Genomic DNA, 15,375 nt, shown 5'->3' with positions numbered 1-15,375 from the left:
TGCTGGTAAATTTAGCCCTAGGTTTTACAGGAGTAAATTGATTGAAACAGTTTTCTATTTTGCTATCTATCTGTTTTTACTTATTTAGTACTTACAGTGTTGCAAACTGCAATGAAAATGACGAACAATGCGCCGAAATTGGACGCTGGGAGTTTTCTGTTGCAGTTGGCGGCGGGATTGCGACAAACCCAGTGCGTGGTGGGGACAACATCCCACTTGTCATACTGCCCTACATTAACTATTACGGCGACAAGTTTTTTTTCGACAATACTACCTTGGGGTTCACTTTTACTGAGCAAGAGAAGTTCGATGTCAGTCTAATTGCACAGCTCAATACGGAGCAGGCCTATTTTGAGCGCTTTCACCCAAGTAATATCCTAGTAAAAAATACTTTTACAGCTGAGTCAAATGCCCCTCCGGTCACACCTTCACCTGGTAACCCGACAACAGATCCCAATAACTCTGATGAACCAGGCATCGGGACCGACAATGGAAGCGAAAATGGCGGAGATAGCGATGATAAAGAGGACAAGGAGCCCACTCCTAAATCCATTACTATCGATAAAATAGCAAAGCGTGACTGGGCAATAGACTCCGGGATACTTGCTCACTGGTACTTCAAAAATGATGCAAAGATCACTTTTTCATGGCTCCATGATGTTACCAATACGTACCAAGGCCACCATGGCAGTATAGATTACAGTTTTGTTGTTCCGACAAATACGCAAAATCCATCTCGTCTGAGAGTTAAAGTCGGCGCAGAATACAAAGATAAAAGCCTTGTTGATTATTACTATGGCATCAGTCAACAAGACACTCAGTCTGAGCACTTCCTCTACGAGGGAAAGGCGACAGTAAACCCGTTTTTAGCTGTGGCTTTCAATTATAAGCTAAACTCAGATTGGCAATTAAAATTCAGTGCAAGGCACACTTGGCTGGGCTCTGGCATAAAGAACAGCCCACTTATTGAGCGTGATTATACCTCCAATATCTTTATCGGAGGGCTGTATGAATTTTAAATGGTCATGTGCTTTATTTATGTCTTCTTTGTTACTGATTGTGATCAGTGTCAAAGGCCATGCTCAGCAGTCTAATAAAGCAACTCTTAAGATTAAACCTGTGGTGTGTATGGTAAAGTCCATAGGCCAAGTCTGTGAGATGACAATCGCTGTTGATTGGACTATACCCAATGCGCAAGATGTTTGTTTATACAAAGATAATGCACCATTGCAATGCTGGAAAAACCAGCGTAAAGCAAGAACAAATATCAGTATCGCCATATCTGAAGACATGTCATTTTCACTCAGAAATGAAAACATGCATGTTTTAGCTGAGCAAAAAGTAAAAATCAATGCGGCGGCAAGTCGAAAATATAGACGAAAATTAAAATCTGACTGGAGCTTTTTTTAATGGCTAAGGTAATCCTTGTTGAAGACGATGAAAGACTCGCAACACTGACTGGGCAATTTCTTGAAAGTAATAACTTTTCAGTGACTTTGGTGAATGATGGTGCAAAAGCTGTTGACGCAATTATACAGCAACAACCTGATATTGTTATTTTAGATATCATGCTTCCCAACATGGATGGCTTTTCCATTTGTCGAGAAATACGCCACGGTTACTCTGGACCCGTGTTATTTTTAACGGCAAAGGACAGTGATTTCGACCATGTTAGAGGGTTGGAAATTGGCGCAGATGACTATGTGATAAAACCTGTTGAACCCTATGTGTTACTAGCCAGAGTAAACGCCCTATTAAGACGTGGCGGAAAACAAGACGAGGGCTCTGACAATATTAAACTTGGCCAACTCGAGGTAGACAAGGCTGCTCGAAAAGCTTATTTGTCAGGCCAAGAAGTGGAGCTAACCAGCTACGAATTTGACTTGCTTTGGGAGCTTGCTAACAATGCAGGACAGACACTGAGTCGCGAGCATATTTACAACCAAGTTGTAGGTAGAGAATACGATGGTTTAGATCGCAGTGTCGATGTGCGCATTTCTCGATTACGTAAAAAGCTTGGTGATAACCCAGACCAACCATTTAGGCTTGTGACTGTGTGGGGTAAGGGATACCTATGCTCTAAATCTGCGTGGGATTAAGGCGATATGGTCCGCCTATTAGCGAGTCTCTATTTCTTTATTTTTGTCAGTATCATTGTCATAAACCAAAGCAGTGAATACATATGGCGAAATTGGGGCAACCAAGCCCCAAGTGAGTTGAGCTATGCAACACAGGTCGCGATTAATCTAAGAGATGTTTTAAACTCAGTAGGCGTTGAACATTACGACCAGAAGGAAACCCTAAATATCATCAACATCAATGATGTAGCTTGGTTTCCAGAGCAGCGCAAGGCACTTGAAAACGATGAGGTCGTGATCTCATTTGACAGCAATGATAACTATCAATTATCCATGCTGCTGTCCGACGATGAGAGTATCGTACAACTCGGTCCTTTCGCTCCTAATCGCGCTTCTTTTTTCACCAAATATGGCTTTAGATTAATCTCTTTCTCTGTTTTGGGCTTGCTATTAATCCTTTGGTTGCGACCGCTTTGGCGAGATCTTGAGCAACTAAAAGTGATCACAGAACAATTGGCGACGGGTAAACTCGATATCGCGACAAAGCCTTCGCGATTTTCTGCCATTTCTACACTAACTCAGCATATACAAAAATTAGCACTGCAAACGGCAAGCCTGATGCAAAATCAAAAACAGTTAGTGAATGCTGTATCGCATGAACTCAGAACTCCCCTTGCGAGGCTAAAGTTTGCACTCGCTATGCTTGCACCCAAAGATCCTCAGCAAGTACATGCAATGAATCAAGATGTCGTTGAAATGGAGCTATTGATTGATGAAATGCTCAGTTATGCCAGATTGGAATTTTCAGAACGTGAAATGACCAAAGAGCACGTCAATTTGAGTGAACTTGTACAGGAGCAAATTAATAAATCTGCCGCAACGTCCAGTAAAAAGATCACCCAAGCTGTTGAGCCAAATATCATTGTCAATGGTAATGACCACTACCTCGCTCGCGTATTACAAAACTTGCTGCAAAATGCAGAAAAATATGGCGATAAGCAAATATTTATTGAGTTAAGGTCTTTGCACCAAGGAGAAGTGATTTTATCAATATGTGACGACGGACCAGGCATACCAATAGACAAACGCGATAACGTATTTAGTCCTTTTACACGACTTGATACCAGTCGCAGCAAAGAAACAGGTGGCTTTGGACTAGGTCTGGCAATTGTCGCTAAAATCCTTGGCTGGCATAATGGCAAATGTTGGATCGAAGATTCACAGTTTGGCGGTGCCGCGTTTAGTGTCTCATTGCCGACTATACTGAAACTTAAAACTTAACCGAGCGTCTTAGCACCTTTGTTTGTGCTCTTTTATTTTTGGTATCTAAACGGCGCTTTTGAGAACTTTTAGTCGGTTTAGTTTGTCGGCGCGTCTTTTCTACTTTGATTGCGTCTAAAATTAATTGTTTAAGCCGATTGAGTGCATCCTCTTTGTTCTGCTCTTGAGTGCGAAAAGTCTGTGCCTTTATCACAATTGTACCATCTTTATTTATCCGGCTATCTTTTAATGCCAACAAACGCTCTTTGTAAAAATCGGGTAAGGTTGAGCGCTTTATATCAAACCGCAAGTGTATTGCAGAGGAAACTTTATTAACATTTTGACCCCCAGCACCCTGCGCACGAATAGCCGTTAGCTCAATTTCCCAAGAAGATAGCTCCACATTGTTTGATAGTCGTAACATCTCAATCAACTAACCTTATTTGATACCTATTTATAAACGTGACAAATTGCGGCTTACATAACCATAAATAACCACAGCTTGTTATTGTTACGGCGGTATTATAGCAAAACAAATACGATCGAATGGACTATTTGTAGCAAACTTAGGTGCTAAATGTAGGGTATTTAATCTGTGTTTCAGTAAAAATTAAATACCCAGATACACTTAAACAGTGCGTGTGGCTATAGCAGGAGACAACTGAGCAGCTCTAATTGCTGGATATAAAACAGCTACTTGTCCCAAAATGATGGTGCAGATACTGCCATAAAATAGGTAGCTTAATGGTATGGTGCCAAGCTCAAACGCATTGCTGAATACATTGTTTAATACAATAGCTGCACAGACGCCAATTAAGATGCCTACCAAACATAGAACTACATTTTCCAAGACAAAATACCGGATAATCTGACCTCGACTAGCCCCCATTGCCCGCCTAATACCGATTAGTTTAGTGCGCTTGACAATGCTATATCTGGATTGCCCATAAATTCCCAGAGCAGTGACAATCAATAGACCAGTGATAACACCAAATAAGGTCTTACTGGCGGCATTTTCAGCGCTATATGCCCGTGATTTAACTTCCGTAAAGGTTTCAAAATTATCAACTTTTCTGCCGTGTAAAGACATCAGATACGCTAACGTTTGCGTCAAAATATCATCTTGTTGGCCCGGCACAGTTTTAACCACATAGTGAACTATGCTATCAGCCTCTTTTACTGGGGCCAACACAGCATGCTCAACTACAACCCATGAAGGCCAGGCTGCTTGTAGTGTGTCTATCACACCAACAACGCGCTGAGGCAGGTTATTGATGTAAATAGTCTTGCCAACTATTTGCTCCCACTGCTCCGAAAACAGAGATCTGGCAAGCGCTTTAGTCACCATAATATCAATCGCATTTCTGTAGCCTTCAGTGCGCACACTCAACTCTGCGCTGGGGCTAAACTCACTTCCCGCCACCAGCTCTAAACCAAACGCTTTTAACAGATTCAAATCACCTCCATAGTAACCCGAAAACGTATCGTATTTGGTATCAGGGTTTACTGCTACCTCAACCAATCGACCCCAGCCACTCAAAGGGATCCCCGATGATACTGACGCATTCTCGACACCAGGAAAAGCACGAATGTTGGCAAGATCTTGATCTAATAATGCAGGTTGCGCAGCTTCCTCTACAGGCAAGTTAGCGGCAACATAAAACACATTTTGTTCATCCAGTCCCGAAGCTCGCGCGATAAACTCTCGCTTGTCAAAAGCTAGATAAATCGCATTCACGAGTATTGTAAAGGTAATCGCCACTTGTAGAATAAAAAGTAAAGCAGCCGTATAGTTGCTTTTCAGTGACTTGATAATAGGTAATAAGTCCTTCATTTTTATTATCTCCTTTACAAGCTCTTTAATTGCGTTGCCGGCTGAACATTAATGGCCTTAACTATGGGAAACATACCAAAAACTAAGCTTGATAAAATAGATAGCAATACTGTAGAAGCCATCAACTCGCCACTCATAGTCATAATATCTTTACTCAAATGCGTATAAAGCTGGCTAGAAAGAAATAAACAAATCTGGGTAAAGACTAATCCCAAGATGCCGCCAAATAACCCTATCGCTCCGGTTTCAATAGTATATTGATGAACCAAATCCAGGCTACTTGCCCCAACAGCACGACGCAAGGCGACTTCACCAGCTTTGCCCTGAAACTTGGTCATAATAATGCTCATGGCGTTTAATAAACACAGTGCAAAAAAACATATCGAAAGCCAAACCGCTATCTCGCTATCAGTCGAAAATGCGCGTCTTTCCTTTAAATACTCAGTGGGGGACTGTAATTTGTTTAAAGTGGGTCTTTGAAAGCGCCCCAACGCTTTTTGCTGTTCAACATACGACTGTAAGAAGTCCATATACTCTTGCTTTTCTAGCTCATTATTCAATTGAACCCAGAAAAACACCCACACGCATTCAGATGCCCACAACGCTTTCACTGACGCATTTTCGGGATCTTTCCAGCACTCAAATGCCTGTACATTTGACGACCAAAGCTCCAAATTTAACTGTGTTTGAAACGGGATAAAGATATCTCTTGGCGCTTTAAACGCACGCATGGACTCACCATAAAAACGAGGCAGAATAGCCCAATCGTCTAATACACCGACAACTGTGTATTGATGTTCGCCAAGTTGCACAACGCGCCCCACAGAGTTTTGCCCATCAAACAGTTCAGCGTTGAGCTTTTTAGAAATCACGACAACTTGTTCACCACTGTCGTCACTGCTTTTAGGCCAACTTGAACCATACAAAAAAGGCACTTCAAATGACGAGAAAAAGTCTGTCGTCGAGCTTCTGACGAAGGTCATTTTTGCATCAACGGCACTTTGCTCTGGCAGCTTTAACATGTCCTTAAATCCCGCAATCGGGATATGTGCTTGCGCTTCATTGTGATTAATTAAGTTAACAGCATCTTGCACTGACATATAAATAGGCGGGTTTTCTTCGTTTCGGTTGCGATAGGCAGCTTCCGGACTCCAGTTGTTTAACCTTACCAGAAATACTGAGTCCGACTTTGAAGGCAAGGGATCCTTGGTCATCATATGATTGATGGTATAGGTTGTCATTGTCGCAGCAATACCGACGGCGATTACAATAACCGCCAGTAGACTCATATAGCGCGTTTTCCACAAGCTCAAAAAGGCAAGTTTGGTGTAGTAAGTTATCATAACAGGGTCACCTTTATGCGATTTCTTGAGCGCAGTGTTCTACTTCACTAATGACACCATCCTTTACTTCTATTATTCTGCTGGCTTGTGTTGCCTGGTCTAGATCATGCGTTACCATAATGATGGTAGTCCCTTGCTTATTTATTTCTTTAAGCAATGACATCACTCCATCAGCCATTTTGGAGTCCAAATTACCAGTCGGCTCATCGGCCAAGAGAAACGCTGGAGAGCCAGCCAACGCTCTAGCAATTGCAACGCGTTGCTGCTGTCCCCCAGATAACTGAGCGGGAAAATGCTTTTGTCGACTAACAAGCCCTACCTGTTCAAGGGCTTCTTCTACTCGCTGCTTTCTCTGTGCGGTCGAGAGCTTTCTATAGCGCAAAGGCATTTCAACATTGTCGTAAATATTAAGTTCTGGTATTAAATTAAAGCTTTGAAAGATAAAGCCTATTTTCTCATTCCTGAGTTTTGATTTAGCTTTATCTCTCAATGTAGAAACTTCCAAGCCATCCAGCCAGTATTCACCTTCACTGGCGGTTTCGAGTAACCCAGTAATGTTAAGAAAGGTTGTTTTTCCTGATCCCGATGGACCAACAACAGCGACAAACTCACCTTGTTTTACTTCTAAATCAAACGGACACAGCGCCCTCGTTTTGATCGTATCTGTACGATAAGTTTTAGCCAACTTGCTCATTCTTAACATACCTACCCCCTATTGAACGATTCTCACACTTCCTGCTTCATTGAATACGCTTAGGTCAGAAATAACCACTTTCTCGCCCATTGCCAGACCAGAAATAACTTCGACTTGTCCTAAACTCCTTGAACCCAACTTTATGGACTTTTTCACTGCCATGTCATCTTGCACAACGTAGACATAGCGTCCACCTCCAGATTCGGTAAACTGACCACGAGGTAAAAAATGTACATCATTTTTTTCCTCTAAGACGACTCGGCTGGTCAACCTTTGATTTTGCCTCAACCCTTTGATATTTTTGTCTTTAAAGCGAATTTTCCCCTCTACTTGACCACTGACAATTTCTGGAGAAATGGCGGTGAGTTCACCTTGATAGGTGGTGCCATTGAGCATCAGCTCAGCCCCCATGCCTAACGCCAAGTCATCGGCATAATTCTCAGGGATATTCACTTCCACTTCGTATTGAGACAGATCGACAACACTCAGCAACGGTTGGTTTTTAGTCACCGAGTTTTTTTGTTCAACCGTTAAATTCCCTACAATGCCTGATACGGGAGACACAATAGATAAGGCTGCCACCTGCCTTTGCAATTCGTTCACAATCACCTGCTGCGCCTCAAGCTCCAAGGCGCGCGTTTTAATTTCAAACTTTTGACTTTCTTTCAATAATGCGACTTCTTTAATTGCTAAGCGGTGTTCTCGCTCTGCATTTTCCAAGTCATCTTTGGCTTTTTGATAATCAATATCGCTGACAACCTGATTTTTTTGCCCTTCTTCATTTCGGCGCATTTCCCGCTTAGCAGCGTTTAAGGCTACTTGCGCTTTTCCAATATAATTTTCTTGTTCAAGATCCTGCTTTTTTACTTGAATTTTTTCACGCTCAAGCTGCGTTTTCAGGCGCGTTAGTTCAGATTTTTCTTGTGCTAATAAGCTCGTCAACTCAGGGCTATCTATTAAAGCGAGCGGCTCCCCAAAATTAACGGTATCCCCGGGGGTCACTAGGTAAGTCACTGTACCTTGAGCGGGGCTATACAATGTGGGGCGTTTTGCAGCAACGACGCGCCCTTGAACAGAGATATCACGTACGAATTGCCCTTTTTGAACTTCTGCAATGCGAATACTTTCAATACGCACAGCACTCTTTCCACTAAACCAAATTGATAGTTGAGGCACTATCAAAGTTAAAAAAATAACGATACCAACAGCGATAGCCAAATAGAGCTTATAGTTCCTTTTTTTCTCTATTTGCGTGTCCTGGGCACTAGTATCCGATATATATGTCATGTTACTTCCTTGAGCATTATGTTACTGCTTTTCATTGATTAAAATACACAACCAGCCCCAAAATGTCACTTAAAATAAACATTTTATTAAAATATAATATATGTAAGGGGCCCCCTTCATGTCCAAATACTTCTCATTTAACAAATTAATTAAAATAGCTGGGAAAATTTAGACTATGGGAATATTAACATGAACGTCAACGATGCGTAATTAGCATTAAATATTTAATGCAACAAGTTAACAAATTAAGTGTTTGAGTACGTAAATTGATATATGAAGTGATTATAAAAGATGCAGCTTCCATGCCGCAGCAAGTGCTTGGGAGTTTCTATTCGCGCAAGATTATCAGAGGATAAAAATACATCTATTAAACGCTTTTCCGTTACTTGAAGCAGCGTGTTTAATATAGCTTTTGCGTCAACACTGTCTCGCTATTGCTCACTGCTCGGCTGATAGCCTGAGCTAGGTTTTTGCCCTTTGCTTTAACAGATATGCTGGGTAAACCTGGTAGCAACACTTCAATACTGCACTGGGTTAGCGTGCCATGTAGTTTCGAAGGTACGTCATCAATATGTACTTTAACCTTACGTATGTTGGTAACATATTTAGCAAGTTGGGTACTGATCATTTTTGATATTTTCGCATTCGCCACACTACCTAATGCTTTACCTGTCATTCTTAAGTTAAGTTTCATACCTTTGACCTCGCTCATAATTATTCATTTTTCACTACACTCTAGTGAAATTAATGATTGCGCCGTTGATTTAAATCTACTAAGGTGGAAACAAAGATAAAAGCTGATTAAATCTTATTTAGACATCGAAATTAACGAAGTATGATGAATATTAACTACAACCACCTTTATTATTTCTGGCAAGTCAGTAAATTAGGCAGCATTGCCGCAGCGAGTAAGGTACTGCACCTCACACCACAAACCATTAGTGCGCAAATAACTAGCCTAGAGCAACGACTGGGAAAATCGTTGTTTGTCCGGGAAGGAAGAGGGTTAAGGCTTACGGAGTACGGGCAACTTACCCAACAATATGCTAATGATATGTTCAATGTTGCGGAAGAGTGGTTGGAAACAACTCGAGGAGACCTCGATAATTTAAATCGCACTTTGAAAGTAGGCATTTCGGATGCTTTGCCAAAATCCTTAGTCTCAAAGTGGTTGTCTCCCCTCATTAAACATGAGCGCATCACCAATTTGCACTGTATTGATGGACAGCAATCAGAATTACTGGCGCAAATGGCAACACACAAAATAGATTTGGTCTTAGCAGATAAGCCACTTGATAGCTCCACACCGTTCAAAGCATTTTGTCACGAAATAGGTAAAAGCCAGCTAGGCTTCTACGGTAATTCATCATACTATTCTAAACTGAGCAAAAACTACCCTAGCACACTGAAAAATATGCCAATTATCTTACCTGCGAAAGCAAGCCCGGTTACCAATGCTATCCAGTATTGGCTCGAAGATTTAGAGATTGAAATGTCTGTCGCAGGTCATGTAGACGATAGTGCCTTGATGAAGTCACTGGGCCAGCAAGGGTTTGGTATTTTTCCGGCCCCACTGTCGATACGTGAAGAAATTGAACGGCATTATGATGTGACTTTTATCGGCAGCATTGAAAATGTCTATCAACATTATTATGCCTTTACACCTGATAGGCTGATTAAAGACAGTATTTATTCAGAGTTTGTGCAAAATGCTCAGCGTGAAGGTGAATAATGATATTTTACCCTTGTTCCTGTGGAAGTTGATAAAAAATGAATAAACCAAAAATCACAATTCACTACTGCGTATTGTGCCAATGGCTACTAAGAAGCGGCTGGCTCGCTCAAGAGTTGTTATCAACATTTGGCCAAGATTTAAAAGAAGTTGCACTTGCGCCAGCGAGTAAAGGTGTTTTTCAAATTTACTATGACAACGATCTGATATGGTGCCGTGTACAAGATAGTGGTTTTCCAGAAGCCAAAGAACTTAAAAGACGGGTAAGAGATAAACTCGACCCAAGCCGAGACCTTGGCCATATTGACAAGTAGCAAGACTCACTTAACAAACAACGCCCTTGTGTTGGTCAATTAAGAATAATAGCAAATAGCTTATTGGGGTGTATTCAATGAGCAAGGATTAAGTTATCAAAATTATGGCTATTTCACTGAGTTAAACTCGTTGAATTTACTGTGCGGTACAATAATTAAGGACCGCACAGGGAATGACTAATTGGTAGTCAAGGAGCGTTAATTACCTTCCCGCATCTCTTCGGATCTGCTCTAACAGCTCACCGTCTCTGATCAAACGCTGCATCACAGCCTGTACTTCTGAGCTACTGGCATTGTCGTACATAGCTAAGATTTCATTGGCCAATTGTTGCTTCATTTCTGGATTGCTTTCACCTGCTTGGTAATACTGCCCCATTAATCCTTCAGCCGCCATTGTCTTCATATATTTGTTTGGTTCTTTTTCGATAATATCCTGCAAAGATTTTGCTATTCGACTATCCACCACTGGAGAGTGAGCGACAACTTCGAGTGCTTGTACTTTTAATTTATCGTCAGCGCTGTTTCTACTGATCTCAAGTACCGCGTCGACAGTCTCATAATCGAACATTTCATCTTGTGTGCGATTTAAAATATACATATTCATTTGCAGTTGACCCATTGCCGACAGGCGCTCCTGTGGTGTGAGGGTTTGATCCAGCACCTTACCTTTTAAATCTTGACTGACTTTACTTGCGAACTCCGGATCAGTTTTTAGCTTCAGATCATAGTCTTTAGGTAAGTCTTCATAGAATCCATATACAGGATTATCTTCATTTCTCTTTTGGCGCTCTTTGCGCTCTTTTTCTTCCAGCACCGCTAGGATAGTTTCTTCCATCACATCACTGGCAGCCCCATTGCCGTAAGCTTGATTCTCGATATCCAACAGACGCTCTTCTAAATACTCAATACGCGCGATCAATGCACTGCTGTCCATTTCATCATAGCTTTTACTTTTAGAAGCTTTATTTATATGAGAAGGCTCAGTAGACACCTGACGCGTATTTACTGATGGTTGATGCTGTTCAACTTGAGCAGCCTCAACGTTAGTTTGAGAAGAAAAATGACTATACAGCGTCAATGCGAATGCAGCTGATGCAACACCGAGTGCAATATTACTTTTTGTTTGAGACATCTTGTACCTACACCTACCTTTTAGGTCTAAAATTAACACGCTTCCTTGAGCCAACGAATAACGTTGTAATCTAATCTATATAGACAAGACAAACTGTTAAAAGTTGTACACTAAATTTAGCCATACATCGAGGGTAAATTGCAAACTTTGGATAATATTAAAGCATTTCACTAATGATATAAGCACTTACCGCCACTCTGCATTTACTCCTCTAATATACTTAACATAATGAATTCACTACGTAGAACAATATTTCATGCAATCAAATAGACATAGAAGTTAGCATCCACTAGGGAGCGATTAAAACCACTGAGTTTATTCGTCACAAACAACACATGGGCGCGAATCTGCAAATTGTAATTGCAGCCACTGAAGCAAACATTGCAACGCGTTGCTTTGATGAGTTTGATGGGGTGTTACCAGAAAATAGGAGAATGGCATCACGATGGGTTCAAACTGCATTTTTTTCAAGGCACCTTGTGTTATCAACTCACTCGCAATGACGTGCCACCCTAACGCTACACCCTGTCCATATTTTGCCGCTGTCAATGTATGCCCTACGTGGCTAAAGCCTCGATTTACTGGTTGGCTTGTCATATTTATTGACTGATGTGAAAACCAATTATTCCAGTCAATAATACCTGGCGCGTCTTCAATACCATGCTGATAGCTCAACAACTCAGCATTTTTGCCTAGCTCTTTTGCGTAATTTGGTGAACATACTGGATAAATCCACTCTGCGCCCAAGTGAGTACAGTTATACCCTTGATACTGCCCATGACCAAAGTGCAAATGCGCATGTACATGGTGACGATTAAAATCAATTAGCTGATCTTGTGCAATTAGTTGCAACTCAATGTGCGGGAATTGTTGATAAAAATCTCCCAGTTTAGGGATCAGCCAGTGCTCCAATAATGAGGGGATCACCGCAAGAACAACACGCTCTGTTGTGTTGGCTCGTTTGGTTGACTCTATGCCAAATTCAAGCAGATTAAAGCCTTTGTTAACATGATCCGCTAACCGCTCAGCTTCTTGAGTTAATGTCACCCCTTTTGACTTGCGATGAAACAGGCTCATCCCAAGTTGGGCTTCCAATAGTTTCATTTGATGGCTAACGGCACTCGGCGAGATATGAAGCACCCCCGCAGCAGCCGTAAAATTGAGCTCTTTCGCCACAATAGAGAAAGTATGTAATGCAGTAAGTGATAAATTTAAGCTGCTCATGATATGAATTTAGCTCACGTCAATTTGAGTTATTATCGCTTCTATTATTCCCCTGTCAATTACATACTTAAGCACATCTTTACTAAACCTTGTGAACCTAATGTGTTCGTATCACTTTTTGAGGAGAATCCATGTCTATCTACCAAGCGACTATTTTTTGGCAACGCCAATCAGAAGAAGTGTTTATTGATGCTAAATACAGTAGAGCTCATAAGTGGTCATTTGACGGGGGAGCCACTATTGATGCTTCGTCATCGCCTTCAGTGGTCCCGTTACCTTTTTCAAAACCAGACAATGTTGACCCCGAAGAAGCATTTGTGGCTTCACTTTCTAGCTGCCACATGTTGTTTTTTTTACACTTCGCTGCAAAGTCAGGTTATATAGTGGAATCTTATGAGGACAGTGCAACAGGTATTATGAGCAACAATGCGCATGGGAAAATGGCGATGACAGAGGTTATATTGAAACCTCGCATTAAATGGCAGCAACCAGAATCCATAGATAAACAGACAGTTGATAACCTGCATCACCAAGCCCATGAGGCTTGTTTTATCGCAAACTCCGTCTATACCGAGATAAAAGTTGAATAGCGACTCGTCTACCACAACACACGCAGCATGTACCTGTCTCCAGAGTGCACTGCTGCTTTCCAGCCAAAACACTCAGATACTTGCATGATAATTTTGCTGCCAAGCCCGTGCCCTGAATTTGTTCGTGTACAATCTCGTGCATTTTCAAATTCTAAGCCATGTTTCAAACACCTAACAATCAACTTTCCGTCACCATGTTGAAGCGCGTTTTTAGCCACTTGAGTTAATAATAACCAGAAGAGTTTTGGTTGGATTGTTTGCTCTGATATCTGCTCAGTTCCCAACAGCTCTATTTCGAGACCCCGTTGCGCCCACTGCTTTTGCCATCGAGATAATATCGGTAAAAGCGCTTTACACTCTAACTTAGCTTTGTTTGGCTGGCACAATAACAACACCGCATCCGCCGTCTCAGCCAACTCACGCTGCCCAGCCTCAAGTTCATCGATCACGTCCAGTGCATCAAGTGGTATATCATCAATTTGTTGGAGCCTACTTATGCTATTGTTTACTCTCGTGAGCGGTGTACGCACCTCATGACTTAAAAAAGAAGAAAATAAGCGCTCTTGCTGCTGTGCATGTAGTTGCGCAAACCTTGCCATTTTAAGTGAGGATTGGATTTCAGCTAACTCAACAAATCTAATTGTGTGCTCATTATCTTTTTCCAAGCTGTACTTTAGCACATTAATATCTAGGCTTATTGAGCGCCATATCCGCCACGCTAAAAACCCCGTAGGGAACAACATAAAGCCACTCAAAATCAAAAAAATAGGCAACAAACTGGGCGAGTTCTGATGAGAGAAAAAATGAATAACGTACAGCGGCTCTCCACTGTGCCCTTCACTTTTGAGTATATACATATCCCCAGTTGCACTTGGCAGGAGAAACGTATGTTCAAACTCCACATCATGTGTGCTCAATATATGTTGAAACTCAACGGGCATATTAGCCAGTATACCAATATACTTCTCGTCGCTTATCACAGGCATTGATAATTGGCCACTCAGCGCTAAATCTAAGTCCTGATACAGGTAGTGCTCAGTCGTGTCATCCCATGCAAAGTGATAAACCCAAGTTGCAACTTGGATCCAAAGGGCAATAAACACTACAAAAAAAATGCCTAGTCTGACTGTGAAATATCGCGCAAAGCTCTGTTGCTTAATCACCTTCGCTCCTTAGCACTACCCCCTGACTCTTGATAGTATGGATCAACTCCACTTCATCATGTTTAGATACATTGCGGCGCAGACGCGTTAACAATGATTTATACATATTATTGTTCACATCTTGATCAGGCCAGATATAGTTCAAGATCTGATCTTTACTTACTGGCATAGGGCTGTGGTTGGCCAGCAAGGATATAAGTTGCCACTGCTGCGGAGACAACACCAAAACTCGTTCGTTACGCTTCGCAATTTTCAAGCTAAAATCAACCTCTAAAGTATCTACTTTAAAAACCTCAGTGCGACTTGATGGCTTTTTTTGCGCTAATATCTTTAACCGAACAGCCAGTTCAGGTAAAGCAAACGGTTTAGTTATGTAGTCGAGCGCACCTGCAGAAAAAGCAGCGAGTTTATCGTCAAGTGATGTGGCAGCAGTACAAAATAATACCGGTACACCTTGACCCAATATCTGTGTAGATAGCAAACTCAAGCCACTGCCATCGGGCAGATCCATATCGAGGATCACGGCGTCATAATTAATATATTCCCTTGTTTTAGCAGCTATTTCTTTTGCACTCGAAATAGACGTGGCATAATCCACCTCGATATCCTCGCATTGCAAAAAGTCAATTAATTGGGCTGCCAAGGAAGTATCATCCTCTACCAGCAAAACGAGCATTAAACCTCTACACTGTTACCTTGTGGTTACCATGCCACTGATATTGTA

General features: G+C 41.6%; 17 protein-coding genes. 7 read left to right on the top strand and 10 right to left on the bottom strand.

Going from position 1 to position 15,375, the window contains the following annotated elements; genetic code table 11:
* The first annotated feature begins 41 nt into the window (after positions 1 to 41).
* The 4 genes from MHN81_RS16655 to MHN81_RS16640 are packed head-to-tail and all read left to right on the top strand — an operon-like array spanning position 42 to position 3,359.
* A complete protein-coding gene (locus MHN81_RS16655; RefSeq protein ID WP_239426257.1) occupies positions 42 to 1,019 on the top strand; it encodes a MipA/OmpV family protein in 978 nt (325 codons plus the stop codon).
* Positions 1,009 to 1,410 carry a DUF3019 domain-containing protein gene (locus MHN81_RS16650; RefSeq protein WP_239426256.1) on the top strand — a complete coding sequence of 134 codons (402 nt, stop codon included), beginning with the start codon at positions 1,009 to 1,011 and terminating at the stop codon, positions 1,408 to 1,410. The genes MHN81_RS16655 and MHN81_RS16650 overlap by 11 nt, the downstream gene beginning before the upstream one ends.
* Positions 1,410 to 2,099, top strand: a complete 690-nt coding sequence (locus MHN81_RS16645; RefSeq protein ID WP_023398204.1) for a response regulator transcription factor — start codon at positions 1,410 to 1,412, stop codon at positions 2,097 to 2,099. The genes MHN81_RS16650 and MHN81_RS16645 overlap by 1 nt, the downstream gene beginning before the upstream one ends.
* A 6-nt stretch (positions 2,100 to 2,105) precedes the next feature.
* A complete protein-coding gene (locus MHN81_RS16640; protein ID WP_023398205.1) occupies positions 2,106 to 3,359 on the top strand; it encodes an ATP-binding protein in 1,254 nt (417 codons plus the stop codon).
* Here MHN81_RS16640 and arfB read toward each other — a convergent pair.
* The 6 genes from arfB to MHN81_RS16610 form a co-directional block, all read right to left on the bottom strand.
* Positions 3,349 to 3,762 carry an alternative ribosome rescue aminoacyl-tRNA hydrolase ArfB gene (arfB, locus tag MHN81_RS16635; RefSeq protein WP_023398206.1) on the bottom strand — a complete coding sequence of 138 codons (414 nt, stop codon included), beginning with the start codon at positions 3,760 to 3,762 and terminating at the stop codon, positions 3,349 to 3,351. The genes MHN81_RS16640 and arfB overlap by 11 nt on opposite strands.
* Before the next feature lie 204 nt (positions 3,763 to 3,966).
* On the bottom strand, positions 3,967 to 5,172 hold the full coding sequence (locus MHN81_RS16630; protein WP_023398207.1) for an FtsX-like permease family protein: 1,206 nt from the start codon (positions 5,170 to 5,172) through the stop codon (positions 3,967 to 3,969).
* 14 nt (positions 5,173 to 5,186) lie between these two features.
* Entirely contained in the window at positions 5,187 to 6,515 is a 1,329-nt protein-coding gene (locus tag MHN81_RS16625; RefSeq protein ID WP_023398208.1) for an ABC transporter permease, read from the bottom strand.
* Between the two features lie 13 nt (positions 6,516 to 6,528).
* Positions 6,529 to 7,218 (bottom strand): ABC transporter ATP-binding protein, encoded by a 690-nt coding sequence (locus MHN81_RS16620; RefSeq protein WP_023398209.1) that lies wholly within the window; start codon positions 7,216 to 7,218, stop codon positions 6,529 to 6,531.
* A gap of 9 nt (positions 7,219 to 7,227) precedes the next feature.
* Positions 7,228 to 8,496, bottom strand: a complete 1,269-nt coding sequence (locus MHN81_RS16615) for an efflux RND transporter periplasmic adaptor subunit (RefSeq protein ID WP_023398210.1) — start codon at positions 8,494 to 8,496, stop codon at positions 7,228 to 7,230.
* Between the two features lie 400 nt (positions 8,497 to 8,896).
* Positions 8,897 to 9,190, bottom strand: a complete 294-nt coding sequence (locus MHN81_RS16610) for a hypothetical protein (protein ID WP_239426255.1) — start codon at positions 9,188 to 9,190, stop codon at positions 8,897 to 8,899.
* Between the two features lie 144 nt (positions 9,191 to 9,334).
* Here MHN81_RS16610 and nhaR point away from each other — a divergent pair, with 144 nt between their 5' ends.
* Positions 9,335 to 10,228 carry a transcriptional activator NhaR gene (gene nhaR / locus MHN81_RS16605; RefSeq protein ID WP_036975377.1) on the top strand — a complete coding sequence of 298 codons (894 nt, stop codon included), beginning with the start codon at positions 9,335 to 9,337 and terminating at the stop codon, positions 10,226 to 10,228.
* A 38-nt stretch (positions 10,229 to 10,266) separates the two neighbouring features.
* On the top strand, positions 10,267 to 10,542 hold the full coding sequence (locus tag MHN81_RS16600; RefSeq protein ID WP_023398213.1) for a SelT/SelW/SelH family protein: 276 nt from the start codon (positions 10,267 to 10,269) through the stop codon (positions 10,540 to 10,542).
* A gap of 202 nt (positions 10,543 to 10,744) precedes the next feature.
* On the opposite strand, the gene MHN81_RS16595 is transcribed toward MHN81_RS16600, so the two are convergent.
* Together MHN81_RS16595 and MHN81_RS16590 are read right to left on the bottom strand one after the other, a co-directional pair.
* Complete coding sequence (locus tag MHN81_RS16595; protein ID WP_023398214.1) at positions 10,745 to 11,674, bottom strand: hypothetical protein; 930 nt, start codon at positions 11,672 to 11,674, stop codon at positions 10,745 to 10,747.
* Positions 11,675 to 11,989: 315 nt separating this feature from the next.
* Entirely contained in the window at positions 11,990 to 12,898 is a 909-nt protein-coding gene (locus MHN81_RS16590) for a LysR substrate-binding domain-containing protein (protein ID WP_239426254.1), read from the bottom strand.
* Between the two features lie 131 nt (positions 12,899 to 13,029).
* On the opposite strand from MHN81_RS16590, the gene MHN81_RS16585 reads away from it, so the two are divergent.
* Positions 13,030 to 13,488: an OsmC family protein gene (locus MHN81_RS16585; protein ID WP_023398216.1), complete on the top strand. Its 459-nt coding sequence runs from the start codon at positions 13,030 to 13,032 to the stop codon at positions 13,486 to 13,488.
* Between the two features lie 8 nt (positions 13,489 to 13,496).
* Here the strand turns inward: MHN81_RS16585 and MHN81_RS16580 are convergent, their stop codons facing one another.
* A complete protein-coding gene (locus MHN81_RS16580) occupies positions 13,497 to 14,651 on the bottom strand; it encodes a HAMP domain-containing histidine kinase (RefSeq protein WP_023398217.1) in 1,155 nt (384 codons plus the stop codon).
* Entirely contained in the window at positions 14,644 to 15,327 is a 684-nt protein-coding gene (locus MHN81_RS16575) for a response regulator transcription factor (protein ID WP_239426253.1), read from the bottom strand. Before MHN81_RS16575 ends, MHN81_RS16580 begins: the two co-directional genes overlap by 8 nt.
* Positions 15,328 to 15,375 lie beyond the last annotated feature (48 nt).

It is taken from the genome of Pseudoalteromonas sp. Of7M-16 (assembly GCF_022347805.1).
In the GTDB taxonomy this organism is placed as follows: domain Bacteria; phylum Pseudomonadota; class Gammaproteobacteria; order Enterobacterales; family Alteromonadaceae; genus Pseudoalteromonas; species Pseudoalteromonas luteoviolacea_F.
This window is presented reverse-complemented; position numbering and strand designations above follow the sequence as displayed.